Source organism: Bartonella sp. MR168JLCBS (genome assembly GCF_042194175.1).
In genome coordinates, this window is sequence record NZ_JBHIMP010000002.1 from 63960 (window position 1) to 86251 (window position 22292).

Consider the following 22292-nt stretch of genomic DNA (forward strand, 5'->3'; position numbering starts at 1 on the left):
TTTCAACAATTATCTACTCTCTATATTAGAGTTATTCTCATCTTTTTTGCAATAGAGCTTTATCAACTTTTATCAATTTTCTTTGAGTTTAGCTCTTTATAGAAAAGAACGCATAATAACGCATAATAAGGAGAGGTAAGTTTATGCGCATCATAATTTTTTATCATTTTAAAATTATCCTAAAATATTCCGATGTCTGTTTTTATCTTGCTGCTGTTTATAGGAATATTTAAAACATAAAAAATATGTTTTTGTGCATTATAATTTAATGGGGAGAGGTGAGTGTTATGACAGAAAATCAAATAATGGCTTTTTCGATCATTGGTCTCATGATGGTTGTTTTTATTTGGGATCGATTTCGTTATGATCTTGTTGCTATTTGTACGTTATTAATAGCTTGTGCTCTTGGTCTTGTCAGTCCGAAGGAAGCTTTTAGCGGTTTTAGTAATGATATTGTTATTATCGTGGGGAGTGTGTTTGTTGTCAGTACGGCCGTATCGCGTTCTGGTATAATGGAATTTATTATTCAACGGATATGGACAGACGTGAAATCTGTGCGTCTTCAATTAGCCTTTTTAGTTCTTTCTGTTGTTGTATTATCAATGTTTGTTAAAAATATTGGTGCTTTGGCTATTATGCTTCCGATAGCTTTTCAGTTTGCACGTCGTTCTCAGGTTTCTCCTTCTGTCTTTTTGATGCCCATGGCCTTTGGTTCTTTGTTGGGGGGGCTTATGACACAGATAGGAACATCTCCCAATGTTGTTATTTCAGCGATGCAAGAACGTTTAGCAGGAACACCTTTTACTATGTTTGATTTTACACCAGTTGGTGCGGTTATTGCGGCGGCTGGTGTTGTATATTTAGTCTTTTTTTATTGGCTTTTGCCTGTACGTGTGCGTTCAGGTGTATCATTTGATGATGCCATTGATATTCGTAATTATGTTGCAGAAGTGCGTATTCCAATAAATTCACCGATTATAGGGAAAAATATTGTTGATTTGGTTAAGCCATCAAGTGGTGACGTTATGGTGATTCAAATCATCAGAAACAAAGTATCTATTTCACCGTTACCAGATTTTGTTTTGTCTGAAAATGATATTATTTTGCTGGAAGGGTCGCATACAGGGTTAGATAGCGTGATGAACTCTGCTCGTTTAGAGTTTTCTAAGGGGCGAACTATTGCTGCAGGTGATAAGGACAGTGACATCGATATTATTGAAGCAGTCATCACCCATAATTCACCTCTTATTGGTATTAGTGCGAAAGAGTTTTCCCTATTTGATCACTATAATGTAAATTTGCTTGCATTAAGTCGTCAACATGAAAGGGTGCGGGGAAGACTTGATGATATTATTTTCCATCTTGGCGATGTGATTGTTTTGCAAGGACAGGATGCAGTTATTCCAAATTTATTAAGAGAATTGAAATGCCTGCCCCTAGCAAAACGAAATATTGTGTTTGGAAATTTACGACATGGTTTCATCTCTTTAGCTGTTTTATTTATAGCAATTATTTTTACAGCTTTTCATATTGTTCCCGTTGCGTTTTCTTTTTTTTCTGCTGCTGCTGCAATGGTTATCTTTCGCGTTTTGCCCGCGCGTGATCTGTATCAGGCATTAGATGGCCAAATATTAGTACTATTAGCGGCTCTTATTCCAGTAAGTGAAGCGTTAGAGAAAACAGGATGTACGGATCTCATTGGTCAATGGCTGAGCCAATTGGCAATATTTTTCCCGCCATCTGGTGCCTTAGCACTTATGTTGGTGACAGCTATGTTGGTCACGCCATTTTTGAATAATGCAGCAACAGTGATGATGGTAGCACCAATTGCGTCAAGTTTTGCTCATTCCCTACATTATAAGCCTGAAGCTTTTTTGATGGCTGTTGCAATTGGTGCGGGCTGTGAGTTTCTTACACCTATTGGACATCAAAGTAATATGCTCGTGATGGCACCAGGAGGATATCGTTTTAGTGATTATCCACGTTTGGGTGCTCCATTGGCGGTGTTGATCGTTATTATTGCTGTTCCAATGCTTATGTGGGTTTGGCCCTTACAATAGGATATTTTTAGAAAATTTAAGGATCAATTACAAAAGGTTGTTAATCGTATGAAGATAAGTTGAAGGGATACATTTTGTATAAAGAGCTTTAACTGCAGATTTGAAATTATACCACACTTTATCATGGCGCTTCGGTATTTTTTATACAGGTAAAATTTATCTATTTGGTTTTAGTAGGTATTCGTGAAAATTTACTTTTTGTTCAAGTTTTTAAAGAATTGGTTTTTCTATTGTAATTCTACAATCCAATATTATCAACGATTGTGTTGAAGACTTTAAAAGATTATCTCTCTATATAATGGGGAGCAAGTCCGCTTGAGATGATAGGCAATCATGATAGATATTAAAGCAGTGAATTTTTTATAAGACTCAAGACAATATATAAAAGCTATATAAAAGCTGTAATGTGAACAACAGGGCGGTTGCATCATTTTCGATTAAGAGTGTTGCAAAAATCTGATTGATTTGGCTACATGTTGATTTAAAATAAATAAACGAGCAATTTAAAGATTTTTAGTTAATTAGGACTACCATCTTTGTCCATTTATGCGTAAAAGCACAGGGAAAGTAACTTTTTTCAAGGTATGATATATGTCGTATGATAGTTTTATTGCTGAAGTGAATGCAGAATTTCGTCAGGAAAAGGCGCTTGCTTTTTGGAGGCGGTATGGTTTTTCAATTATTGGAGCAGCTATTCTTTTTATACTCATGATAGTTGCTTATCAAATTTACCATCATCAGCAAATAAAGAAAGCCGGTTATATTGGTGATGCATTTGTAAAAAGTCTTGATTTTGCGGATACACGTCATTTTGATAAAGCGATAAAGCAATTAGAAACTGTTAAAACCTCTCATTTTGGGGGGTATCCTTTTCTTGCTCGTTTACGTGAGGCTTCTTTACTCATGGAGAAGGGTGACATTATTAAGTCAGTGGAGATTTTTGATTCTGTTGCAGCGGATGAGAAAGCACCAGAGATTTTGCAGAAAGTTGCAAAAATTCGGGCGGCTTATATCCTAGTTGATACAGGGACATTAGCTGATGTTGAAAAGCGTATCAAAGATATGACAAGTGATACCGATCCTATGCATATGTCTGCAAGAGAGGCTTTAGGTTTAGCTGCTTATAAGGCGGATAAAATGGATGAGGCGGTTTATTATTTTAAGAAAATTTCTGAAAAAGGTGCTTTGGGTTCAAAAATAACAGATCGGGCTCGAATAATGCTTGAGCTGATACAAGCTGAGGGCAAGGCAAATAAGGAATAAATCGATGAGCCTTACCATTGCTATCGTTGGTCGTCCCAATGTTGGGAAGTCAACACTATTTAATCGTTTGGTTGGGCAAAAATTGGCTTTGGTTGATGATAAGCCTGGTGTAACACGTGATCGACGTATTCATGCGGCAAAACTTCAAGATCTACGTTTTGATGTGATTGATACGGCTGGGCTGGAAGAAGCAGGTGATCATACACTTGAGGGGCGTATGCGTTCTCATACAAAAGCTGCGATTGATGAAGCGGATCTTATTTTATTTGTATTTGATGCAAAGAGCGGGATAACACCAAGTGATTTAAATTTTGCTTCATTGGTTCGCAAATCAGGAAAGCCAATTGTGCTTGTTGCTAATAAGTCTGAGTCAAGAGCGGCAACAGGAGGAGAGTATGAGGCGTGGTCATTAGGTTTGGGGGAGCCGTGCCTAATATCGGCTGAACATGGTTTGGGACTTAGTGATCTGCGTGATGCAATTATAGATGCTGTGGGGTCAGAGCATGCTTTTGGCAACAACAAAGAAGAAGATATTACGATACAGCTTGCATCTGTTGGTGATGATGTAAACGATTTGGAAGAAGAAGAGCTTATTTACGATGAAAGTAAGCCCATTAGGATTGCAATTGCAGGGCGTCCCAATACAGGAAAATCCACTCTTATCAATAGTATGTTGAAACAAGAGCGCTTGTTAACAGGACCAGAAGCAGGACTTACGCGTGATTCTATTTCTGTAGATTGGGAATGGCGTGGTCGTCATATTAAACTTTTTGATACTGCAGGTTTACGTCGAAAATCGAAAATTCAAGAAAAATTAGAAAAACTATCTGTTGCAGATACTTTACGTGCTATTCGTTTTGCAGAAGTGGTGGTCATTGTTTTTGATGCAACGATACCTTTTGAAAAGCAAGATTTACAAATTGCTGATCTTGTGATTCGTGAAGGGCGTGTTCCAGTTATTGCTTTCAATAAGTGGGACCTTATTGAAAATAGTCAGACCACATTGATTGATTTGCATGAAAAATGTGCGCGATTTCTTCCTCAAGTTCGTGGTTTGAGAGCTGTTCCTTTATCAGGACAATATGGTCAAGGGATTGATAAACTGATGGAAAATGTCATGATGATGCACCGTGTATGGAATCGTCGCATTTCGACGGCTAAATTGAACCAATGGCTTGGAACTGTTGTTGCACATCATCCACCTCCTGCGGTTTCTGGACGTCGACTTAAGGTTAAATACATCACACAGGTTAAGACACGTCCTCCTGGATTTATGATTTCTTGCTCGCGCCCCAAAAGTATGCCACAGTCGTATTTGCGCTATCTTGTCAATGGGTTACGTGAAACATTTGATATGTCTGGTATACCCGTTCGCATATCATTACGAGCCTCTGATAATCCTTTTGCGACACGTTCCAAAAAGAAATGATAACTCTTTAATTTTTTTAAGTGATGAAATCTATACTTAAGAATCTTAAAAATAAGTTTTTTCAATGATCGTTCTTTTCATAAAAGAAAAAATTTTTATTTGCTAAAGTTTTAATTTTATTGATAATCATTTACCATGAGCGCTATTGAATAGAGTTCTCTCATCTTGATAAAGATCATTTATTTGCATGTTATGAGAAGAGTTTAATAGGGAGTATTTAAGAAAGAGTACATCATCCTCTTAATGGGTTATTTAAATGCAAGAATAGATGCAAATATGAGGGTAGGGAAATACAATTATGATGCTCGTTTGAAAAGAAGCATTAAATTATCGTTTTATAAAAATAAAGATTATGAATAAGCGCTTTTGCTTACGATAGTTTGTCTAAATAAAAAGCAAAAATATTTGCTGAATCTACCGATATTCAATTGTAAAGGGCGAAATTCAAAAAAGTGGATTAAAATTGTATAAAGTAGTATGGTGATTTTATTTAAATTTTATTGTGTTCTATTGGCTTGACCTATTTGAAATTTTAGATTTATCGTATTTAAAGGAACCTCTCTTAATACCCTCAAGCTCATTGAGTGATGGGTTCTGTGATGGCATATGTAAAATACTTTGCGAATAGGATCATATAAAAACCATTGATCATTTTCATAAAATAAAAAGTGCAAGTTTATTTGAATAAAAGGAACAAAACAACGCTCTCATACTGTTTTTAGCTTTCTATGTTCTCTTTCAAAACTAGAATTGATATAACATTGGGAGCTGGAAAATAAGATGGTATCAGTTTACACCTTTTGTTAAGCGTAAAAGTGGCTGTTCTATGAGTTTTATATCATTCACGGGAACTTTTCGTTATACATTCACGGGTGCTGTCGTGAAATCGGTTTAGGTGCTCAGAATATCTTTTTAAGAAAGATGTAAATTAAAAAATACGTTATTTATACAATAAAATTTATACGATAATTTGTGATAGATTTCTTTTAGTATCTTGACGAATAAATTCGGGAACAATATGATGCACACGGTTTTATGAAATGCATTCTTACTTTGCTTTTTAATTAAGGAGCCAATGATGGCGATGGGCGAGAAACCCGTTATAAGCCGTAAGGAGGCTGAAGAGGAAAAGCAAGGAGAGTGTCTTCATTCAGAGGATTTGGAATGTCGTAGTAGGAACTTAAGCGTAGCTTTAGTGCGCAAGCGGGCATTAAAGAAGCGGGAGCATAAGAATAAGCGAGAAAAATCACAAGGAGGGATGGCAAATGCAATTAAGCTTTCCAGTGAGTTTCTGGCGAGTGTTATAGTTGGTGTTATTTTAGGGTTAGGGTTTGATAAGTTAGCAGGTTCGTATCCTTGGGGATTGGTATTTTTTCTCTTCTTTGGATTTGCTGCTGGTGTAGTGAGCATTCTTCGGTCTGTGGGGTATGTTTCCTCCAGTCAATTAGGAAAAAAAGGCGTATTGCGCCAAGATAAACAAGATAAAGGGGCCAATGAGAGGTCCGATAAATGAGGTTGAAGTGACAACGCACGCTCCAGATCCTATTCATCAGTTTGAGGTTTCAAGGCTGATTAAGATTTCCATAGGAAATATGGATTTATCGTTTACAAATGTATCATTGTTTACAGTTCTCACGGTTGTTATAACTTCTATTTTTCTCTTCATTTCATCATCAAGTCGTGGATTGGTTCCAACGCGGATGCAGTCTCTTTCGGAAATGGCATATGAGTTTGTAGCATCGACTCTGCGGGAATCATCTGGTGTACAGGGAATGCAGTTTTTTCCTTTAGTTTTTTCTCTGTTTACTTTTATTTTGGTTGCTAACTTTATTGGTCTTTTTCCTTATTTTTATACGGTTACATCGCAGATCATGATCACGTTTTCGTTAGCAATGGTGGTAATTTTGACGGTGATTGGTTATGGCTTTTATAAGCATGGGGTCAGTTTTTTGAAACTGTTCGTTCCCAGTGGAGTTCCTGTTGTGGTTTTGCCTCTGGTGACAATGATTGAGGTTATTTCTTTTCTCTCCCGTCCAATTAGTCTTTCTCTTCGTCTTTTTGCGAATATGCTTGCTGGTCATATTACGCTCAAAGTGTTTTCTGGGTTTGTTGTTTCAATGATTGGGGTAGGACTCGTAGGTGTGGGTGGTTCGGTTTTACCGCTTATTATGACTGTAGCGATTACTGCTCTTGAGTTTTTGGTCGCATTTCTTCAGGCTTACGTCTTTACGGTTTTAACTTGTATGTATCTTAATGATGCAATTCATCCAGGACATTAATAGAACTGGCGGTTTTCCGTCGAATAATGCAATTTCGCTTTAAAGGAGAATAACATGGAAATGGTGCTTGCAGCAAAATATATTGGCGCTGGTCTTGCTTGCTTTGGTATGGCTGGAACAGCTTTAGGACTTGGTAATATTTTTGGTAGCTATCTTTCTGGTGCATTACGAAATCCATCAGCAGCGGATAGTCAGTTTGGACGTCTTGTCTTTGGTTTTGCTGTAACAGAAGCTTTGGGAATTTTTTCACTGCTCATTGCTTTACTACTTCTTTTTGGGGTTTAATCATCATCAAAAGGGTATATCTGTTCTTGCATGAGGAAAGATTTACCCTTTTAGCTCTTAACCAGAGAGATGTCAGTCAGTTATCATCGGTTATAGAGGGCTTTAATAAGCTATTTAAAGGATGAAAGAAGATGTTTGTTTCAAGCGCTTATGCACAGAACACTGAAACGTCGATAGAACATATTAAAAAGGTGGCAGAACATGCAAATCGCGTGTTTCCGCCTTTTGATTTTGTACATTTTGGTTCGCATTTTTTCTGGTTGGCGATTTCTTTCGGACTTTTTTATCTTTTTATCTCTCGTGTAATTGTACCACGTATTGGTGGTGTTATTGAAACGCGGCGAGATCGAATCGCATCTGATTTAGATCAGGCAATGCGCATGAAGCAGGAAGCAGACATTGTTGTTGAAACTTATGAGCGGAAATTAGCAGAAGCGCGTTTGAAAGCGCATGCTATAGCGCAGGTAGCTAGTGAAGAATTAAAAGAAAAAGCAGAGCTTGAACGGAAAGAAATTGAAGAGAGTTTAGAAAAAAAACTCGCAGATGCTGAAAAACAGATAGCAAAAATTCGGGATAAGGCGATGCAAAATATTGGTTCTATCGCTGAAGAAGTGGCTCTTGAAATTGTGAAAAAATTGATTGACGTTGATATCAGCAAAGAGGCTGTTCGTTCAGTTGTTAAAACTGCGGATTATTGAGGAAGACAAAAATGACTGATACTTTTTGGGCATTTGTTGGGTTAGTTCTTTTTTTAGCTCTTTTAGTCTATTTCCAAATTCCACAGAGGGTTATACACCATCTTGATGCGCGCGCGAAGCGTATCAAAGATGAGCTGGATGAGGCTCTGCGTCTTCGTGAAGAGGCACAGGAAATATTGGCTGAATATCAACGCAAACATGCAGAAGCAGAAAAAGATGCGCAAGAAATTATTGCAGCAGCAAAACATGAAGTTGAATCTGTTATTGCTGAGGCTCGTACAAAAGCAGAAGAATATGTAAAAAACCGCAATAAATTGGCAGAGCAAAAAATTGCTCAAGCAGAAGCGGATGCGATACGCATGGTTTCTTCATCGGCTATTGATTTGGCAATTTCTACAGCACGTATCCTTATTGCAAAGGAATTAGATTCTGACAAGGCAGACGAACTTATTAAAGAGTCTCTTGAGAAAGAATCATTTATCAAAATGAAAACATATCTTAATTAATGATATTTGAGAGATAAAAAATGTCCTCTTTGGTTGCATAATTTTCTCAAGATTCATTAATAAAAGTCATAAAAAAATTTATCTTCATTATTTTTATCAATTAATAGGACATTTTGATTCTAAATGACAAGTTTTGAAAAGTCCGCAACCGATTGTGTAATAATGTGAATACGTTTGAGAAGAGCAAAACGGTTAGCACGAACATCAGGTTTTTTATCATTCACCAATACCTTTTCGAAAAATATATCAATCAATTTTCCAAGTGGCGCTAGCACACTGAGTACAAATGATAAATTTGTCGCATTGATGGGAGCAAGAACCTGTTTTTCTACTTCACAAATTGCATGATAGAGCTGCTTTTCTTCTTTCTCGACAAAGAGCTCAGGATTAATTTCATTCACTATTGTTGTGCTTTTTTGAAATTCATTTTCAAGAATATTGGCAGTACGTTTTACAGAGGCTACAAAGTTCATTCCATCATGGGTATTGATAAAAGCGATAAGCGATTCGACACGACGTGCAACCAATAAAAAATCATCAGAATCTTTATTTAAAACGGCTTCAAGGGCATCGTAACGAGCACCTTCCTCTTTTAGATAGATTTTCAAACGGTCATGAAAAAAGAATAACAGGTCTGATAAAATATATTCTGTTTTTTCTGGAAGCAGATTCAGCAATTGTGAATTTTCTCTTTGAGAGATTTCATATTTATTTTTTTGTTGTAAGAAAAGATTCATTGCTAACTGAAACAGTGGCATAAGATTGATTTTCCAATCTCGCGAAAGTACAAGCCTAATAACTCCCAGTGCTGCTCGTCTTAACGCATAGGGATCTTTTGAGCCCGTTGGTTTTTCATTAATGAGCCAAAAGCCAACGAGCATGTCAATTTTGTCGGCGAGCATAACGGTTATAGCAAGCGGTTCTTGTGGAAGACGATCTGTTGGTCCTTGAGGTTTATAATGGTCCTCAATTGCTACAGCTACGCGAGGATCTTCCCCTTGAAGAAGGGCATATTTTTGCCCCATAACCCCTTGTAGTTCAGGAAACTCTCCGACAATTTCTGTTTGCAAATCAGCTTTTGCAAGGATTGCTGCACGTTTTGCTAAAAGAGGATCTGTCTGTATCAAAGGTGAAATTTCTTGTGCGAGTGTAGCAATGCGTTCTACTCTTGCACCTTGCGTACCTAATTTAGCATGAAAAGTTACATTCAAATGATCAAGTCGCGCCATTCTTTGATCGAGAGGTTTTTTTATATCAAGATCAAATTTTTTTATAGAAGATTCTAATTGTTGAATATCAGGCAAATCACGCTGATCGGTTTGCCAAAAATAAAGTGCATCAGAAAGACGGGCACGGACAACCTTACTATTTCCTTTTGAAATTTCTTTGCCTTCATCATTTGAAAGAATATTAGAAACGAGAATAAAATGATGAGAAAGTTTTACTTTTTCTCCTTGTTTACGGGTAACAAAACATTTTTGATTAGCTCGAATGGTCAAGCGAATAATTTCTGGAGGAATATCAAGGAATGATTGGTCAAAATCACCCATCAGGATAACAGGCCATTCAACAAGACCAGCAACTTCTTCTAGGAGGGGATTGTCTTGAACTAGTTCTAAACCGTTGGCAAAGCAGAGATTTTGGGCATCAGCTAAAATAATATTCTTTCGTCTTTCGGCATCCAGAATGACTTTATGGGTTTCAAGTTGAGTAACATAATCATCAAAGCGGCGCACTTGAAATGGCTTTCCATCACTTAAGAAACGATGACCATAAGTTAAATTATTGCTTTTAAGAGAACCAATTGTAAACGGAATAACATGTGTTTCACCAATTTCTGGTCCGAAGACGCAAAGAATGTTTTGTAAGGGTCGAATCCACTTCAGAGCACCACTTTGTGCTGAATCTTTTCCCCAACGCATAGATTTCGGCCACGGAAAGTTGCGGATAATATTCGGTAAAATATCGGCAATAATTTCTTCTGCAGCTCGACCTTTTTTAACAATTTTAGCAATATAAAAATGACCTTTTTTATCATCATGTCCAATATGTGCTTCAGAAATATCGTTTAATCCTGTTGCACGTAGAAAACCATCAATTACATGCTGTGGTGATTTTATACTAGGACCTCTTCGTTCTTCATGGATATCTTTTGAGCGTATGGAAAGTCCGCGTATGTCCAATGTTAGCCGACGAGGTGTCCAATATTCACGAGCAGCTTCATAGATCAATCCAGCATTCACAAGTTGATCTGTAACAGATTTTTTGAGATCAGCAGCAGCTTTTCGTTGCATACGTGCGGGGATTTCTTCACTGAAAAGTTCAAGAAGAAGATCAGACATTAGGCTTCTCCAGTATATATTTGTCCAGCTTCTGTGAGTAAGAAGGCTTCCCCACAACGGCGCGCGAGATCACGAACGCGAAGAATGTAATTTTGTCGTTCGGTTACAGAAATAACGCCACGTGCTTGCAAAAGATTAAAGATATGGCTCGCTTTAATACATTGATCATAGGCAGGAAAAACACAGCGATGTAATATATTTTCTTTATTTGGTTTTCCAGCATCAAGAAGTGCCCTGCATTCGCGTTCTGCATCGATAAAATGCTGATGTAGCAATTTTGTATCAGCAAATTCGAAGTTGTAATATGAGTATTCCTGTTCTGCCTGTAAAAAAATATCTCTATAACTTATTTTGTTTTCTCCCTCCAAACCATTAAAATTAAGGTCATAGACGTTATCAACCCCTTGGATATACATCGCTAGACGCTCAAGACCGTATGTAAGCTCCCCTGAAACTGGAGCACATTCAATGCCGCAAACTTGTTGAAAATAAGTAAATTGAGAGACTTCCATCCCATCGCACCAGCATTCCCATCCAAGCCCCCAAGCACCAAGGGTGGGACTTTCCCAATCATCTTCAACAAAGCGAATATCATGCATTTTTGTATCAAGCCCGATAGCTTGTAGCGACTTTATATAAAGTTCTTGTAGATTGAGCGGAGAGGGTTTGAGAAGCACTTGGAATTGATAATAGTGTTGTAAACGATTTGGATTCTTACCATATCGGCCATCTGTTGGACGTCTGGAGGGTTGGACATAAGCAACTTTCCAAGGGCGTGGACCTAGGGAGCGTAATGTTGTTGCTGGATGAAAAGTCCCAGCTCCGACTTCCATATCGTAAGGTTGCAAAATTGCACATCCATAGTGTGCCCAATAATTTTGCAAAGTTAAGATTAGTCCCTGAAAAGAACGTTTAGGGTTAAGATGTTCAGGCAGTTTCACGCTTTATACTCTTTATATTGGACTAAACAAAAAACCAAAGTAATTTTAGTTTCTCTGTTTATTATTTCATGTGGTTTATGGTTAAGCATCGTTTATTGCAAACCAAATTTCAACTTTTCTTGAATTTGTTCAGAATTTTCTGGTTTTCCGTCAATTGCGTGGTTCCATTGAAAGATTGCTTCACGTTTACGTCCAACTTTCCAATAGGCATCACCTAAATGATCATTCAGTGTTGGGTCCTCAGGTTGTAATCTGACAGCATTTTCTAATATTTGCACTGCTTTATTATATTCTTTTAGTTTATAATAAGCCCACCCTAAAGAATCGAGAATATGACTGTTGTGAGCTTGCAAAGCAGAAGCTTTTTGCAGCATACGGAGCGATTCTTCAAGCTTCTCACCACGTTCTACAAGGGAATAGGCTAAATAATTAAGAACCTGCGGTTGGTTTGGAAAAAATTCAAGCGATTTTCTCAAGTCAATTTCTGCTTTTGGCCATTGCTTTAAACGTTCGAAAGCAATACCACGCTGATAAAAGAGTTTCCAATCGTCCTGCTGAAAGTTTTTTATCTGGGCAATAGCGGTGTCTAGAGTTTTAATGGCCTCAAGGAATTTATTGTCCTGCATATAAAAAGCAACGAGCGTTATCAAAATATTACGATCATTGGGAAACTTTTCATTTAACAATGTGAGTAATTTTATTGCTTCTTTGTAATTGTTGTTATTGGCAAGAAGGAATGCAAGATGAAGTTGTCCATCTTTATAATAAGGAGATTTAGGGGATAAAGCGCGATAAAGTTTAATTGCTTTATGAGGATCACTCAATTTAGCAGAAATGTGTGCGAGCTGAAACAGTGTTGCGTCATTTTGAGGGTATAAGGCGAAAGATAATTGCTTAAAAATACGTGCAATTCGCCCTGAGTTTTTGTGGTTGAGGGCTGTTCCAAAATTATATAATACCTCAGCTGCTCCTTGTTGAGGTGTTTTAATAACTCTCTCTAAGAAAGAATTTTTTTCAATTTTTTCTCGAAAGTTTTTAAGGACTTCTCGACCTGACAACATTTGTTCGCCATGTTGGATTGTTTGAAGAGCTTGGTTACGCATATTATGGCGCAATTGGAATGAGGCATAGGCTATGATAATACGTTCATAGGTATTAGGAGCGATAAGAGTCCCCTGTTTGTTACTAAGTGCTTTAATGAAATATTTTTTTGCATCCTTTGGCTGTTCTGCAAGGTCGCTCATAAGTGCTAGATGATAAGATATAAAAAGGTCATACCAGACAGGACCTTTGAGTTTCTTAAGATCAGCGATTGCTTGAGATTTTTGTCCAGATCCAAATTTAATCCAAGCACCGATGAGTTCAGGTATTGGATTATTGGATTTCGGAGGTTCTTTTGATTGTAGAAGAAAATTGGCATTCTTATAGTCTTTTTTGATGAGACTTTCTACTGACAAAGTTAAGGAAACAAAGGGAGTTATAACATCTTGCTCTTTGAGTTTTTGGGCTTGTTGGACAGCTTCTTTAAAGTTTCCGACCGAGAGCATAGCTTCAAGGAGCTCTTTTTGTGTTTCAATGTTATCAGGTTGATAAACGAGTGCTTGTTTAAAGTAATTGATAGCAAGTTCTGTTTTATTTTCATGATTTGCAACCCTTCCAGCTAAATAAGCACCTGTAAATGAGCTTGTATGAATTGCGGTGCTTATTTTACTGTAGGTGGGGAATGGCATCAGCATGATACCCACGATAAAGAGGGTAAAAATTCGGGATACCGTTGCAGAGCACATGGAGCTAATCCTTTTCAAGATAATCAATCGATGGTGTTGTTTATAGATCATATCTCATTACTTTATTGAGAAATACTGCGATTCTTGCAAAGAATTCAGTTTACGCGCGCAATACAAAATTCAACAGTCTCAACGAGAGCATTGTAAGCAAGATTTTCGTTCATGGGAATAAGAGCATCAATTGCATGTTTTCCGTAGATGCGTGCTTGTTCTATTGTATCTGTGATACTATCATACTTTTCTATTAAGTGTTGCGCGTATGCGAAGGCTTCATTATTGTTATTGCCATCTTCAAGTGCTTGTTTCCAGAAATTTTTTTCTACTATATTTCCACGTTCATATGCGATAATAACAGGCATTGTTATTTTTCCTTCTCTAAAATCATCCCCTATATTTTTTCCTAAGTTTTGAGCACTACCGCTATAGTCAAGTGCATCATCAATCAATTGGAAAGCTAAACCTAAAGATGTTCCATATTCACGTAATGAAGAACGCTCTTTATGTCCATAGCCAGCAACAATCGGTCCTACTTCAGCGGCTGCTGAAAAAAGTGCGGCTGTTTTGGCATTGATGATTTTGAGATAGTCTGAAGGGCTGGTTTTGATATTTTTTGCAGCAGAAAGTTGCATAACTTCTCCTTCAGCAATAATTGCAGCAGCGTTCGCTAAGACAGAGAGCGCTTCTATGGAACCGACATCGACCATCATTTTAAAAGCCTGACCCAACAGAAAATCACCAACAAGTACGCTTGCTTGATTCCCCCAAATCATCCGTGCCGTGGATTTTCCACGTCGCAAATTACTTTCATCAATCACATCATCGTGTAGTAATGTTGCTGTATGCATAAATTCAACAGCTGTTGCGAGTTTTATATGCCCGTCACTTTGATAACCGAACATATGAGCAGAAGCGAGCGTAATCATTGGGCGTAATCGCTTTCCACCTGATGAAATAAGATGGTTGGAAATTTCAGGGATCATCTCAACCTCTGATTCTGCCATAGAGAGAATAAATTGATTTACGCGCTCCATATCTTTTTGAGTAAGATTGACAAGAGATTGAAGAGAAATTTGATTATTTCTTATTTGTTCTGGTTTGATAGCTGCGCTCAATGTGTTTACTCCTAGAGTATTGCAATGGACATATATAAAATTTACTTTATTTACTAGCATAAAGGGGGTTTGTGTTTGACTCAAGCTTTTGATGGCGCTTTGAAGTGTAAGCTTGGAATGTTATTGGCAATAAATGTTCTTTAGCGAGTGTAATCTTGTTGTTATGAAATAATAAAAAAATTTAAAATAGCAGCTGAATGGCAAAAATGCAGTTTATAAAGGTGAACATTAGGCTTTTAAATGGATAAAACAACGAATCAGAGTGGTGAAACAATTGATAGTTTTCACCGCGGGAAATTTTATTTGGTTCAACCCCATAAATATGGTCATCGTTCTGGAATGGATGCGATGTTATTAGCTAGTTTGGTTCCAAGTAATTTAAAGGGCAAGGTTGTTGATTTAGGTGCAGGTGCTGGAGCTGCAGGGTTGGCTGTTGCTTCGCGTTGTTTGAAAGTTCATGTTACCTTAGTTGAACGTTCAGCTTTTATGGTATCTTACGCTCAAAAAACGCTTATGCTAAAACAAAATGAACAATTTGCTAGCCGAGTTTGTTTGCTAGAAGCAGATGTTACCTTCAAAGGGAATGCCCGTATAAAAGCAGGTTTGATAGATAATAGCTTTGATTTTGCGATTATGAATCCACCTTTTAATAATCCTACTGATCGCAAGACACCTGATAAACAAAAATCTGAAGCACATGTTATGTCTGAAGCGATGTTTGATAACTGGTTGCGGAGTGCAGCGGCCATTGTTAAGCCAGGTGGATACTTAGGGCTCATTGCACGTCCACAATCGCTGACAGATATCTTGCGTGCTTTAGAAGGGCGTTTTGGTGATATTTGTATAATTCCTGTGCATGCACGTGCGAAAACAGCTGCAATTCGTCTTTTATTTTACGCAAAACGAGGAAGCAGAGCAGCTTTATCTATTTTACCGGCATTGGTTATACATGAAGGTAATGACCATACTTTTTCACCCCAAGTTGATGCAATTAATAATGGATATATAAGCTTGTGGGAACTTTTCTAATAGTATCTTGTGTTTTTTAGTTTATTATTTAAAGTCGAAACTTTGTTGTTAGGGAGGTTTGACTTTGGGTGAAATTATATTTCTGCTTGTAATGTGGGGATTGATTGGCGCTTTTGGATATTATCGCGTTCTTCCTCTTTGTTGTCCTTTCCTATTTAATTGTTCTTAATTTATAAGGAGATTTTGTTTTGATGGATTTTATTAAAAGTTTTATTCCACGTCGTTTTTCTTCCGATAAACTTGAAATTCCTGTGGTGCGCCTTCAAGGAGCAATTATGGATTCATCAGCGTCTATATCTCGTACCCTTTCCCTCAGTAGGTGTGCAAATCTTTTAGAGAAGGCTTTCGCACACAAAAAGTCACCGGCTGTTGCACTTATTATTAATTCTCCTGGTGGTTCACCTGTACAATCGCGTTTTATCTTCAAGCGTATTCGTGACTTGGCAGAAGAAAAAAATAAAAAGGTTCTTGTGTTTATTGAAGATATTGCAGCATCCGGTGGTTATATGATTGCTTGTGCGGGGGATGAAATTTTTGCAGATCCTTCTTCAATTGTTGGTTCCATTGGAGTGGTTTCAGCTTCCTTTGGTTTTCCGGAACTTTTGAAGAAAATTGGTATCGAACGGCGTGTATACACAGCAGGAAAGAACAAAGTTACATTAGATCCATTTCAGCCAGAAAAAAAGGCGGATATCGAGCATTTGAAATCTCTCCAACTTGAAGTGCATCAAACTTTTATCGATTTGGTTAAAGAACGCCGTGCTGAAAAATTATCAAATGATTCGAATCTCTTTACAGGAATGTTTTGGAGTGGAAAACAAAGCGTTGAGCTTGGTCTGGTTGATGGATTGAATGATGTACGTTCTGTTATTAAGGAGCGCTTTGGTAATGATGCAAAACTTCGACTTATTATGCCTCCAAAAAGTTTCTTAGGACCTAAAACGCCTTCAGGAGTGACGGCACATACGGTTTATACAGTCGTTGACAGTGCATTGATGGCAGCAGAAGAGCGAGCACTTTGGCAGCGTTATGGTTTGTAATGGAAAGGATTATTCAAGCCAGAGGGATTGTTATCTAAAAACAGATTCTAGAAGAAAAAAGGCTTGAAATGATACGAATGAGAACATGTCGTTTATTTTGTATGAGTGCTCTTTATATTTATTGTTTGTTTAGAAAACGATTAAGAATATTCCAAGCTGTTTATAGGGTTTGTGCTAATAAAAGTATGGATAAAAGGGGGAATTTGTAAAAGAACCCTATGTAGGTGAATATTACGTCATATGATATCAAATGTACAAGCTTCGTTCCAAGGACATTCCTATTTATTTACACCTATTAAATTGAATTTAGCTCTACATGTTGTGGGGCAACGTTCTGATGGGTATCATTTAATAGAAAGTTTGGTTTATTTTAGTCTTAGCGGTGATTGTCTACACTATGCACCTTGCGAAAATAATCAATTTGTTTTGACGGGACCGTTTGCAAAAGGCCTTGTGTCTCATTTAGATAATTTGGTTATTCGCGCACGGGATTTTATGCATAAGACTTTTCCTGAATGTGCTCAACCTGCTTTTTTTCGGCTTGTAAAAACATTACCTGTTGCTTCAGGCATTGGTGGTGGCTCAGGTGATGCAGCTGGGGTTATAAGCATGTTGCGTCAACAGTGGAATCTTGATTGCTCTTACCAAGAATTAGCAAAAATGAGCTTAGTTCTTGGTGCTGATGTTCCCATGTGCCTTTATGCATTAGAATATCAGCAGCCACTTTTGGTCAAAGGAATTGGTCAAGAGATGATACAACTAAAAGGAGCCTGTTCTCTTGCAATAGTATTGGTTAATCATGGACAAGAGATTTCAACACAAACTGTTTTTAAAGCGTTAGAGAAGCGTCATAATCCTTCTTTAAAAATTAATACAGATTCTTTAAAGAGTGTTGATTCATTGGTTGAAGCTTTACAAGAAACGCGTAATGATCTTTTTTCTTCTGCATTAAAAATAGCACCTCAGTTAGCTGAAGTGTTATCTGTATTAGATGAATGTGGGGCTCTTTTTTCCCGTATATCTGGAACGGGAGCAACTTGCTTTGGCATTTTTAAAAATAAACAAACAGCGCAACAAGCAGCTCTTTTTATCAAATCAATGCACCCAAATTGGTTTGTAAAACCTATCATGACTTTAGGAAATATTTGATAAATAAATATAAAAGCTTTTATTTCGTCCTGATTTTATTATACACAGTGAAAGAGGGTAACCAAAGAAATGTATTTTTTTATCTTTTGTGCAAGAATTCGCATAATGTTTGGAGAGCCATTTAAAACTGTAATGCTTGCAAAAAATGATCAGGCTACAGAAATAGATGTATGTTTGTTGTATTGTGATTTATCAAAGATGTTTAATGTTCCGCTTCAACCAAATTTTTCGTGCGAATTGGATTTGCAAAAACAGGGTTTTTTTCATATAGCAGGTGTTGATGAAGTAGGACGGGGGCCTCTCGCTGGACCTGTGGTAACGGCAGCAGTTATCTTGGATAAAGACCATATTCCTAATGGGTTAAATGATTCAAAAAAACTTTCTTTTCTCCAACGAAATAGACTTTATCATGAAATTTTGCAAAGTGCATTAGCGGTTTCAGTCGCTAGTCTTTGTGCTCGTACAATTGATCAATCTAATATTAGAAAAGCAACTTTAGAAGCAATGCGTCGCTGTATTATAGGGTTAGCCATTCCAGCCCACTATGTCCTTGTTGATGGACGTGATATTCCTTCTGAGTTGTCCTGTCCTGCAATGGCGTTGATTAAGGGCGATCAGCGTTCGGTTTCAATTGCAGCCGCATCTATTATTGCGAAAGTAACGCGTGACAGGATGATGGAGTGTGCAGGACAAGTTTATAAAGGGTATGGTTTAGAGAAGCATGTAGGTTATGCAACACTAGCGCATCGTACAGCTCTTGATAAATATGGACCAATTATAGGATTACATCGTTATAGTTTTGCACCACTAAAAGAGTGTTATAGAAATGGTGTGTCATGACGATTCTACCACTCAATAGTGCTTCGATAAGAGAGGCAATAGCGCTTCTTAAACAAGGGAAGTTAGTAGCATTACCAACGGAAACTGTTTATGGATTAGCGGGCGATGCAACCAATGGGAGGGCAATTTCTTCTATTTTTTCTACAAAGAGTCGTCCGCAAATTAATCCTCTTATTGTGCATGTCAGCGGCATCGAAATGGCGGAACGTTATGTGAAAATTGACTTTCTTTCACGCCAATTAATGGAGGAATTTTGGCCAGGGCCTTTGACATTGGTTTTGCCTTTAAAGGAACAGCATAATATTCATCCTTTAACAACCTCTGGTTTGAATACCTTGGCTGTTCGTTTTCCAGACAGTCGTTTTGCGGAAGTAGTACAACATTTTGGCCGACCACTTGCTGCTCCTAGTGCGAATCAGTCGGGGCGTCTTAGCCCTACTTCAGCTGAGGCTGTTTTTGCATCTTTGGGGGAATCTGTTCCTTTGATATTGGACGGAGGACCTGCTAAAATAGGGCTTGAATCAACGATTATTAAGATTTGTGATGAAAATATTTATCTTTTGCGTCCAGGGGGGCTTGCGGCTGATAAAATTGAAGAAATTGTGGGGAAGTCTTTAAAACGGATAGATCAAAGGGCGGCGATTGAAGCTCCAGGGATGTTAAAGTCGCATTATGCTCCCAATGCTACGATTCGTTTGAATGTAGAAAAGGTGGAAAATGGTGAAGCGCTTTTAGCATTTGGTTCAAAGCGCGTTATGGGGGCTGAAAATGCCGTTTCTATTTTAAATCTTAGCGAAGATGGAAAGTTGGAAGAGGCAGCCTTTCATTTATTTCAATATATGAAGGAATTAGATTCATTTAAAGTGAGATGTATCGCAGTAGAAGCTATTCCATCATACGGATTAGGGGAGGCGATCAATGATCGTCTTATACGGGCTGCGGCTCCAAAGGAGAAACAAACATGGAGCAGAAATTAATTGAGGGGTTTAGAGAAATTGTTGGTGCTAAGCATGCTATAACAGATCAAGCGTTGATTGCACCGTATTTGCTTGAAGAGCGTGGGCTTTTTCATGGAAAAACACCTTTACTTTTACGTCCATCTTCTTGCGCAGAGGTCTCATCGATTATGCAGCTAGCGAGCAAAACACGCACACCGATTGTGCCACAGGGTGGAAATACAGGGCTTGTGGGGGGACAACAACCAGATGAAAGAGGAGGGAGCGTTCTTTTATCCATGGAACGATTAAATAAGATTAGAACTATAAATCTTGAGGGAAATTTTGTTGTTGTAGAGGCAGGTGTTATTTTACAGGATTTACAGAAAAAAGTGGATGAATCAGGTCGTTTTTTCCCTCTTTCTTTGGCTTCTGAAGGTTCTTGTCAAGTAGGGGGAAATCTTTCGTCGAATGCTGGAGGGACAGCTGTTTTAGCCTATGGCAATATGCGTGATCTTTGTCTTGGTTTGGAAGTTGTTTTACCGGATGGCCGTATTTTAGATGATTTGCGTTTTGTTAAAAAAGATAATAGCGGTTACGATTTGAAAAATCTTTTTATTGGTGCAGAAGGCACATTAGGTGTTATAACCGCAGCCGTTTTGAAGATGTTTCCAAAAATAAAAGGAAAAGCTGTTGCTTTGGTGGGATTATATAGTCCGGCGAAGGCTTTAGAGTTTTTATCTCTGGCTCAAAAATATGGAGGAGGGATGTTGACAGGTTTTGAGCTCATGGGAAATCTCAGTTTGCAAATGGCTTTAGATTATAAGATGTGTGAGAAGCCTCCTCTTCAGCGGAAGCATGAATGGTATGTATTAATGAACATTTCATCATTGCAAGGCGATGATGAGGCGTTATCAGTACTGAGTATTATTTTAGAAGAAGCTTTAAAGAATGCGGTGATAGAAGATGCAATTGTTGCACAATCTTTAAAACAGCAAGATTTTTTTTGGCAGTTGCGTGAAAGTATATCCTATGCACAAAAGTTAGCAGGAGGGTCCATTAAGCATGATATTGCGGTCCCACTTGCTTCTATTCCTGATTTTATTGCTGAGGCAGCGCTTATTGTTGAAGATATTGCTCCAGGAGCACGGGTGATTTGTTTTGGACACATGGGCGATGGAAATTTACATTATAACATTACACAACCTGTAGGAGCTGATACGATGGTGTTCTTGCAGTTATGGTCAAAAATGAATCATCGCATTCATAGTTTAGTGATGGACTATAGAGGTGCATTTTCTGCTGAGCATGGAATTGGTCAGCTTAAGCGCGAAGAACTTCGTTCTTTTAAATCGCCTGTCGCATTGGATATTATGCAAGGGATTAAAAAAACGCTCGATCCTTTAGGGATAATGAATCCCGGAAAAGTATTATAATTCAAGAATAGTGATCATGTATTTTTGTTTAGATTTTAATAACCAAAAAAGAAACCAGTTGTTTTTTATTCAAACTTTTAATAATCCAATGAGAAAAAGCTGCTAAAGGGTGTATGTTATTTAAGATAAATTGGGATAATGTATATGGCTAATCAATGCTTTAATCAGGCAAAAGCGGTGCTTGAATTTCGGTTAGATCCGTGCCATTTGCCACAAACGACGACATATTTTTCATCCAAAACGGGTAATCAGGTTATTTGTTCGTTAAATGAGCGTGGTGTTTCTTTTAAAACGGATATGCCTTCAAGCTTATCGCATTTAATACCCCCTTATCATTTCCAAGGAATTGCAGCACGTACCGTGAAAACGCGTTCAGGAGAAAGAGCTGTTGCATTAGAATTACTTCATGCCGATGAGGAAGCTTGTATACCGCTTTTGGTTTCCAGAGATTTGAATAATGTTCTTCTGGATTGGCGATTATGGGCGGATACTTATGGACTCCCCATGCTTATGATCAATGAAGATAATCGCATTCTGGTTGTAAAAGATCGTTCTGATTTACATCGTTTTTTTGGTACAACAGCACATTCTAAACAAAAGCGTTTCTTACTTCGTTATAGCAATCCGTTAGGCTTGCGTTTGGTGATTGCGAATCGAATTGCACTCCAGTAATATTAATATGCATTCATTTTTGTACTACCGTAAGCATTTATCTTGTTGTGCCGTAAAACATCGTTGTTTGGGGCGGTAATATAAGGCGTGTAAACTTCACACATGAAGTATTTTTAGAGGACATGGCGAATATTCTTAAGTTTGCTTGTCGGTCTTTGTGTAAGTGAAGCATATGAGTAGGAACCAAGAGGAACCCGCTCAATGAGAATCCGGACGTTTACAGATGGGATTTGGTGTGACTTTTGGTTCTTTAAGGCAAAGAGGAAGTCAATGATTGTAAATGAGAGTTTTTTGACACCATACATTGGCAGCAGGAATCGGTTATGTTAAACGCTTTTCTCGGAGAGGTAAAAACGGCTTTCATAACAATAGAAACCGTTTTTTTGGCGGTGTAATTTTTGGTTTTTGCCACATCATTAAAACACGAGCAGATTGCTGGAAGTGTTTTTTACTTTTTTATAAATCATTTCTCCATGTTGAATGAGAGCT

At 37.8% G+C, this 22292-nt stretch carries 19 protein-coding genes; 15 read left to right on the top strand and 4 right to left on the bottom strand.

What is annotated here, in order from left to right:
• Positions 1-287 precede the first annotated feature (287 nt).
• From ACFIK8_RS02285 to ACFIK8_RS02320, 8 genes are all read left to right on the top strand, one after another.
• Positions 288-2060, top strand: a complete 1773-nt coding sequence (locus ACFIK8_RS02285; RefSeq protein ID WP_375635792.1) for an SLC13 family permease — start codon at positions 288-290, stop codon at positions 2058-2060.
• A gap of 591 nt (positions 2061-2651) precedes the next feature.
• Entirely contained in the window at positions 2652-3323 is a 672-nt protein-coding gene (locus tag ACFIK8_RS02290; RefSeq protein WP_012754797.1) for a tetratricopeptide repeat protein, read from the top strand.
• Positions 3324-3327: 4 nt separating this feature from the next.
• On the top strand, positions 3328-4752 hold the full coding sequence (gene der / locus ACFIK8_RS02295; protein ID WP_375635791.1) for a ribosome biogenesis GTPase Der: 1425 nt from the start codon (positions 3328-3330) through the stop codon (positions 4750-4752).
• A gap of 1078 nt (positions 4753-5830) precedes the next feature.
• Positions 5831-6265, top strand: coding sequence for an AtpZ/AtpI family protein (locus ACFIK8_RS02300; RefSeq protein WP_375638711.1), 435 nt, complete (start codon positions 5831-5833; stop codon positions 6263-6265).
• Positions 6266-6272: 7 nt separating this feature from the next.
• Positions 6273-7031: a F0F1 ATP synthase subunit A gene (locus tag ACFIK8_RS02305; protein ID WP_375668962.1), complete on the top strand. Its 759-nt coding sequence runs from the start codon at positions 6273-6275 to the stop codon at positions 7029-7031.
• Between the two features lie 54 nt (positions 7032-7085).
• Entirely contained in the window at positions 7086-7316 is a 231-nt protein-coding gene (locus tag ACFIK8_RS02310) for a F0F1 ATP synthase subunit C (protein WP_005773968.1), read from the top strand.
• Between the two features lie 131 nt (positions 7317-7447).
• Positions 7448-8014 (top strand): F0F1 ATP synthase subunit B, encoded by a 567-nt coding sequence (locus tag ACFIK8_RS02315; protein ID WP_375668932.1) that lies wholly within the window; start codon positions 7448-7450, stop codon positions 8012-8014.
• A gap of 11 nt (positions 8015-8025) precedes the next feature.
• Positions 8026-8520, top strand: a complete 495-nt coding sequence (locus ACFIK8_RS02320; RefSeq protein ID WP_375635789.1) for a F0F1 ATP synthase subunit B — start codon at positions 8026-8028, stop codon at positions 8518-8520.
• A 119-nt stretch (positions 8521-8639) separates the two neighbouring features.
• Here the strand turns inward: ACFIK8_RS02320 and glyS are convergent, their stop codons facing one another.
• The 4 genes from glyS to ACFIK8_RS02340 form a co-directional block, all read right to left on the bottom strand.
• Positions 8640-10862, bottom strand: a complete 2223-nt coding sequence (glyS, locus tag ACFIK8_RS02325) for a glycine--tRNA ligase subunit beta (protein WP_375668933.1) — start codon at positions 10860-10862, stop codon at positions 8640-8642.
• Complete coding sequence (locus ACFIK8_RS02330; protein ID WP_375652839.1) at positions 10862-11803, bottom strand: glycine--tRNA ligase subunit alpha; 942 nt, start codon at positions 11801-11803, stop codon at positions 10862-10864. Before ACFIK8_RS02330 ends, glyS begins: the two co-directional genes overlap by 1 nt.
• Before the next feature lie 92 nt (positions 11804-11895).
• Complete coding sequence (locus ACFIK8_RS02335; RefSeq protein ID WP_012754805.1) at positions 11896-13590, bottom strand: tetratricopeptide repeat protein; 1695 nt, start codon at positions 13588-13590, stop codon at positions 11896-11898.
• A gap of 95 nt (positions 13591-13685) precedes the next feature.
• Positions 13686-14762, bottom strand: a complete 1077-nt coding sequence (locus ACFIK8_RS02340; RefSeq protein ID WP_375635785.1) for a polyprenyl synthetase family protein — start codon at positions 14760-14762, stop codon at positions 13686-13688.
• Positions 14763-14942: 180 nt separating this feature from the next.
• Here ACFIK8_RS02340 and ACFIK8_RS02345 point away from each other — a divergent pair, with 180 nt between their 5' ends.
• From ACFIK8_RS02345 to ACFIK8_RS02375, 7 genes are all read left to right on the top strand, one after another.
• Positions 14943-15731: a tRNA1(Val) (adenine(37)-N6)-methyltransferase gene (locus ACFIK8_RS02345; protein WP_375635784.1), complete on the top strand. Its 789-nt coding sequence runs from the start codon at positions 14943-14945 to the stop codon at positions 15729-15731.
• Between the two features lie 191 nt (positions 15732-15922).
• Positions 15923-16771, top strand: a complete 849-nt coding sequence (locus tag ACFIK8_RS02350; RefSeq protein ID WP_375635783.1) for a S49 family peptidase — start codon at positions 15923-15925, stop codon at positions 16769-16771.
• A 240-nt stretch (positions 16772-17011) separates the two neighbouring features.
• Positions 17012-17920: a 4-(cytidine 5'-diphospho)-2-C-methyl-D-erythritol kinase gene (locus ACFIK8_RS02355; RefSeq protein ID WP_375635782.1), complete on the top strand. Its 909-nt coding sequence runs from the start codon at positions 17012-17014 to the stop codon at positions 17918-17920.
• Between the two features lie 198 nt (positions 17921-18118).
• Positions 18119-18760, top strand: coding sequence for a ribonuclease HII (locus ACFIK8_RS02360; RefSeq protein ID WP_375635838.1), 642 nt, complete (start codon positions 18119-18121; stop codon positions 18758-18760).
• Entirely contained in the window at positions 18757-19737 is a 981-nt protein-coding gene (locus ACFIK8_RS02365) for an L-threonylcarbamoyladenylate synthase (RefSeq protein ID WP_375668934.1), read from the top strand. The genes ACFIK8_RS02360 and ACFIK8_RS02365 overlap by 4 nt, the downstream gene beginning before the upstream one ends.
• On the top strand, positions 19722-21131 hold the full coding sequence (locus ACFIK8_RS02370; protein WP_375644562.1) for an FAD-binding oxidoreductase: 1410 nt from the start codon (positions 19722-19724) through the stop codon (positions 21129-21131). Before ACFIK8_RS02365 ends, ACFIK8_RS02370 begins: the two co-directional genes overlap by 16 nt.
• A 144-nt stretch (positions 21132-21275) precedes the next feature.
• Positions 21276-21803 (top strand): DUF6101 family protein, encoded by a 528-nt coding sequence (locus tag ACFIK8_RS02375; RefSeq protein WP_012754813.1) that lies wholly within the window; start codon positions 21276-21278, stop codon positions 21801-21803.
• Positions 21804-22292: the final 489 nt, after the last annotated feature.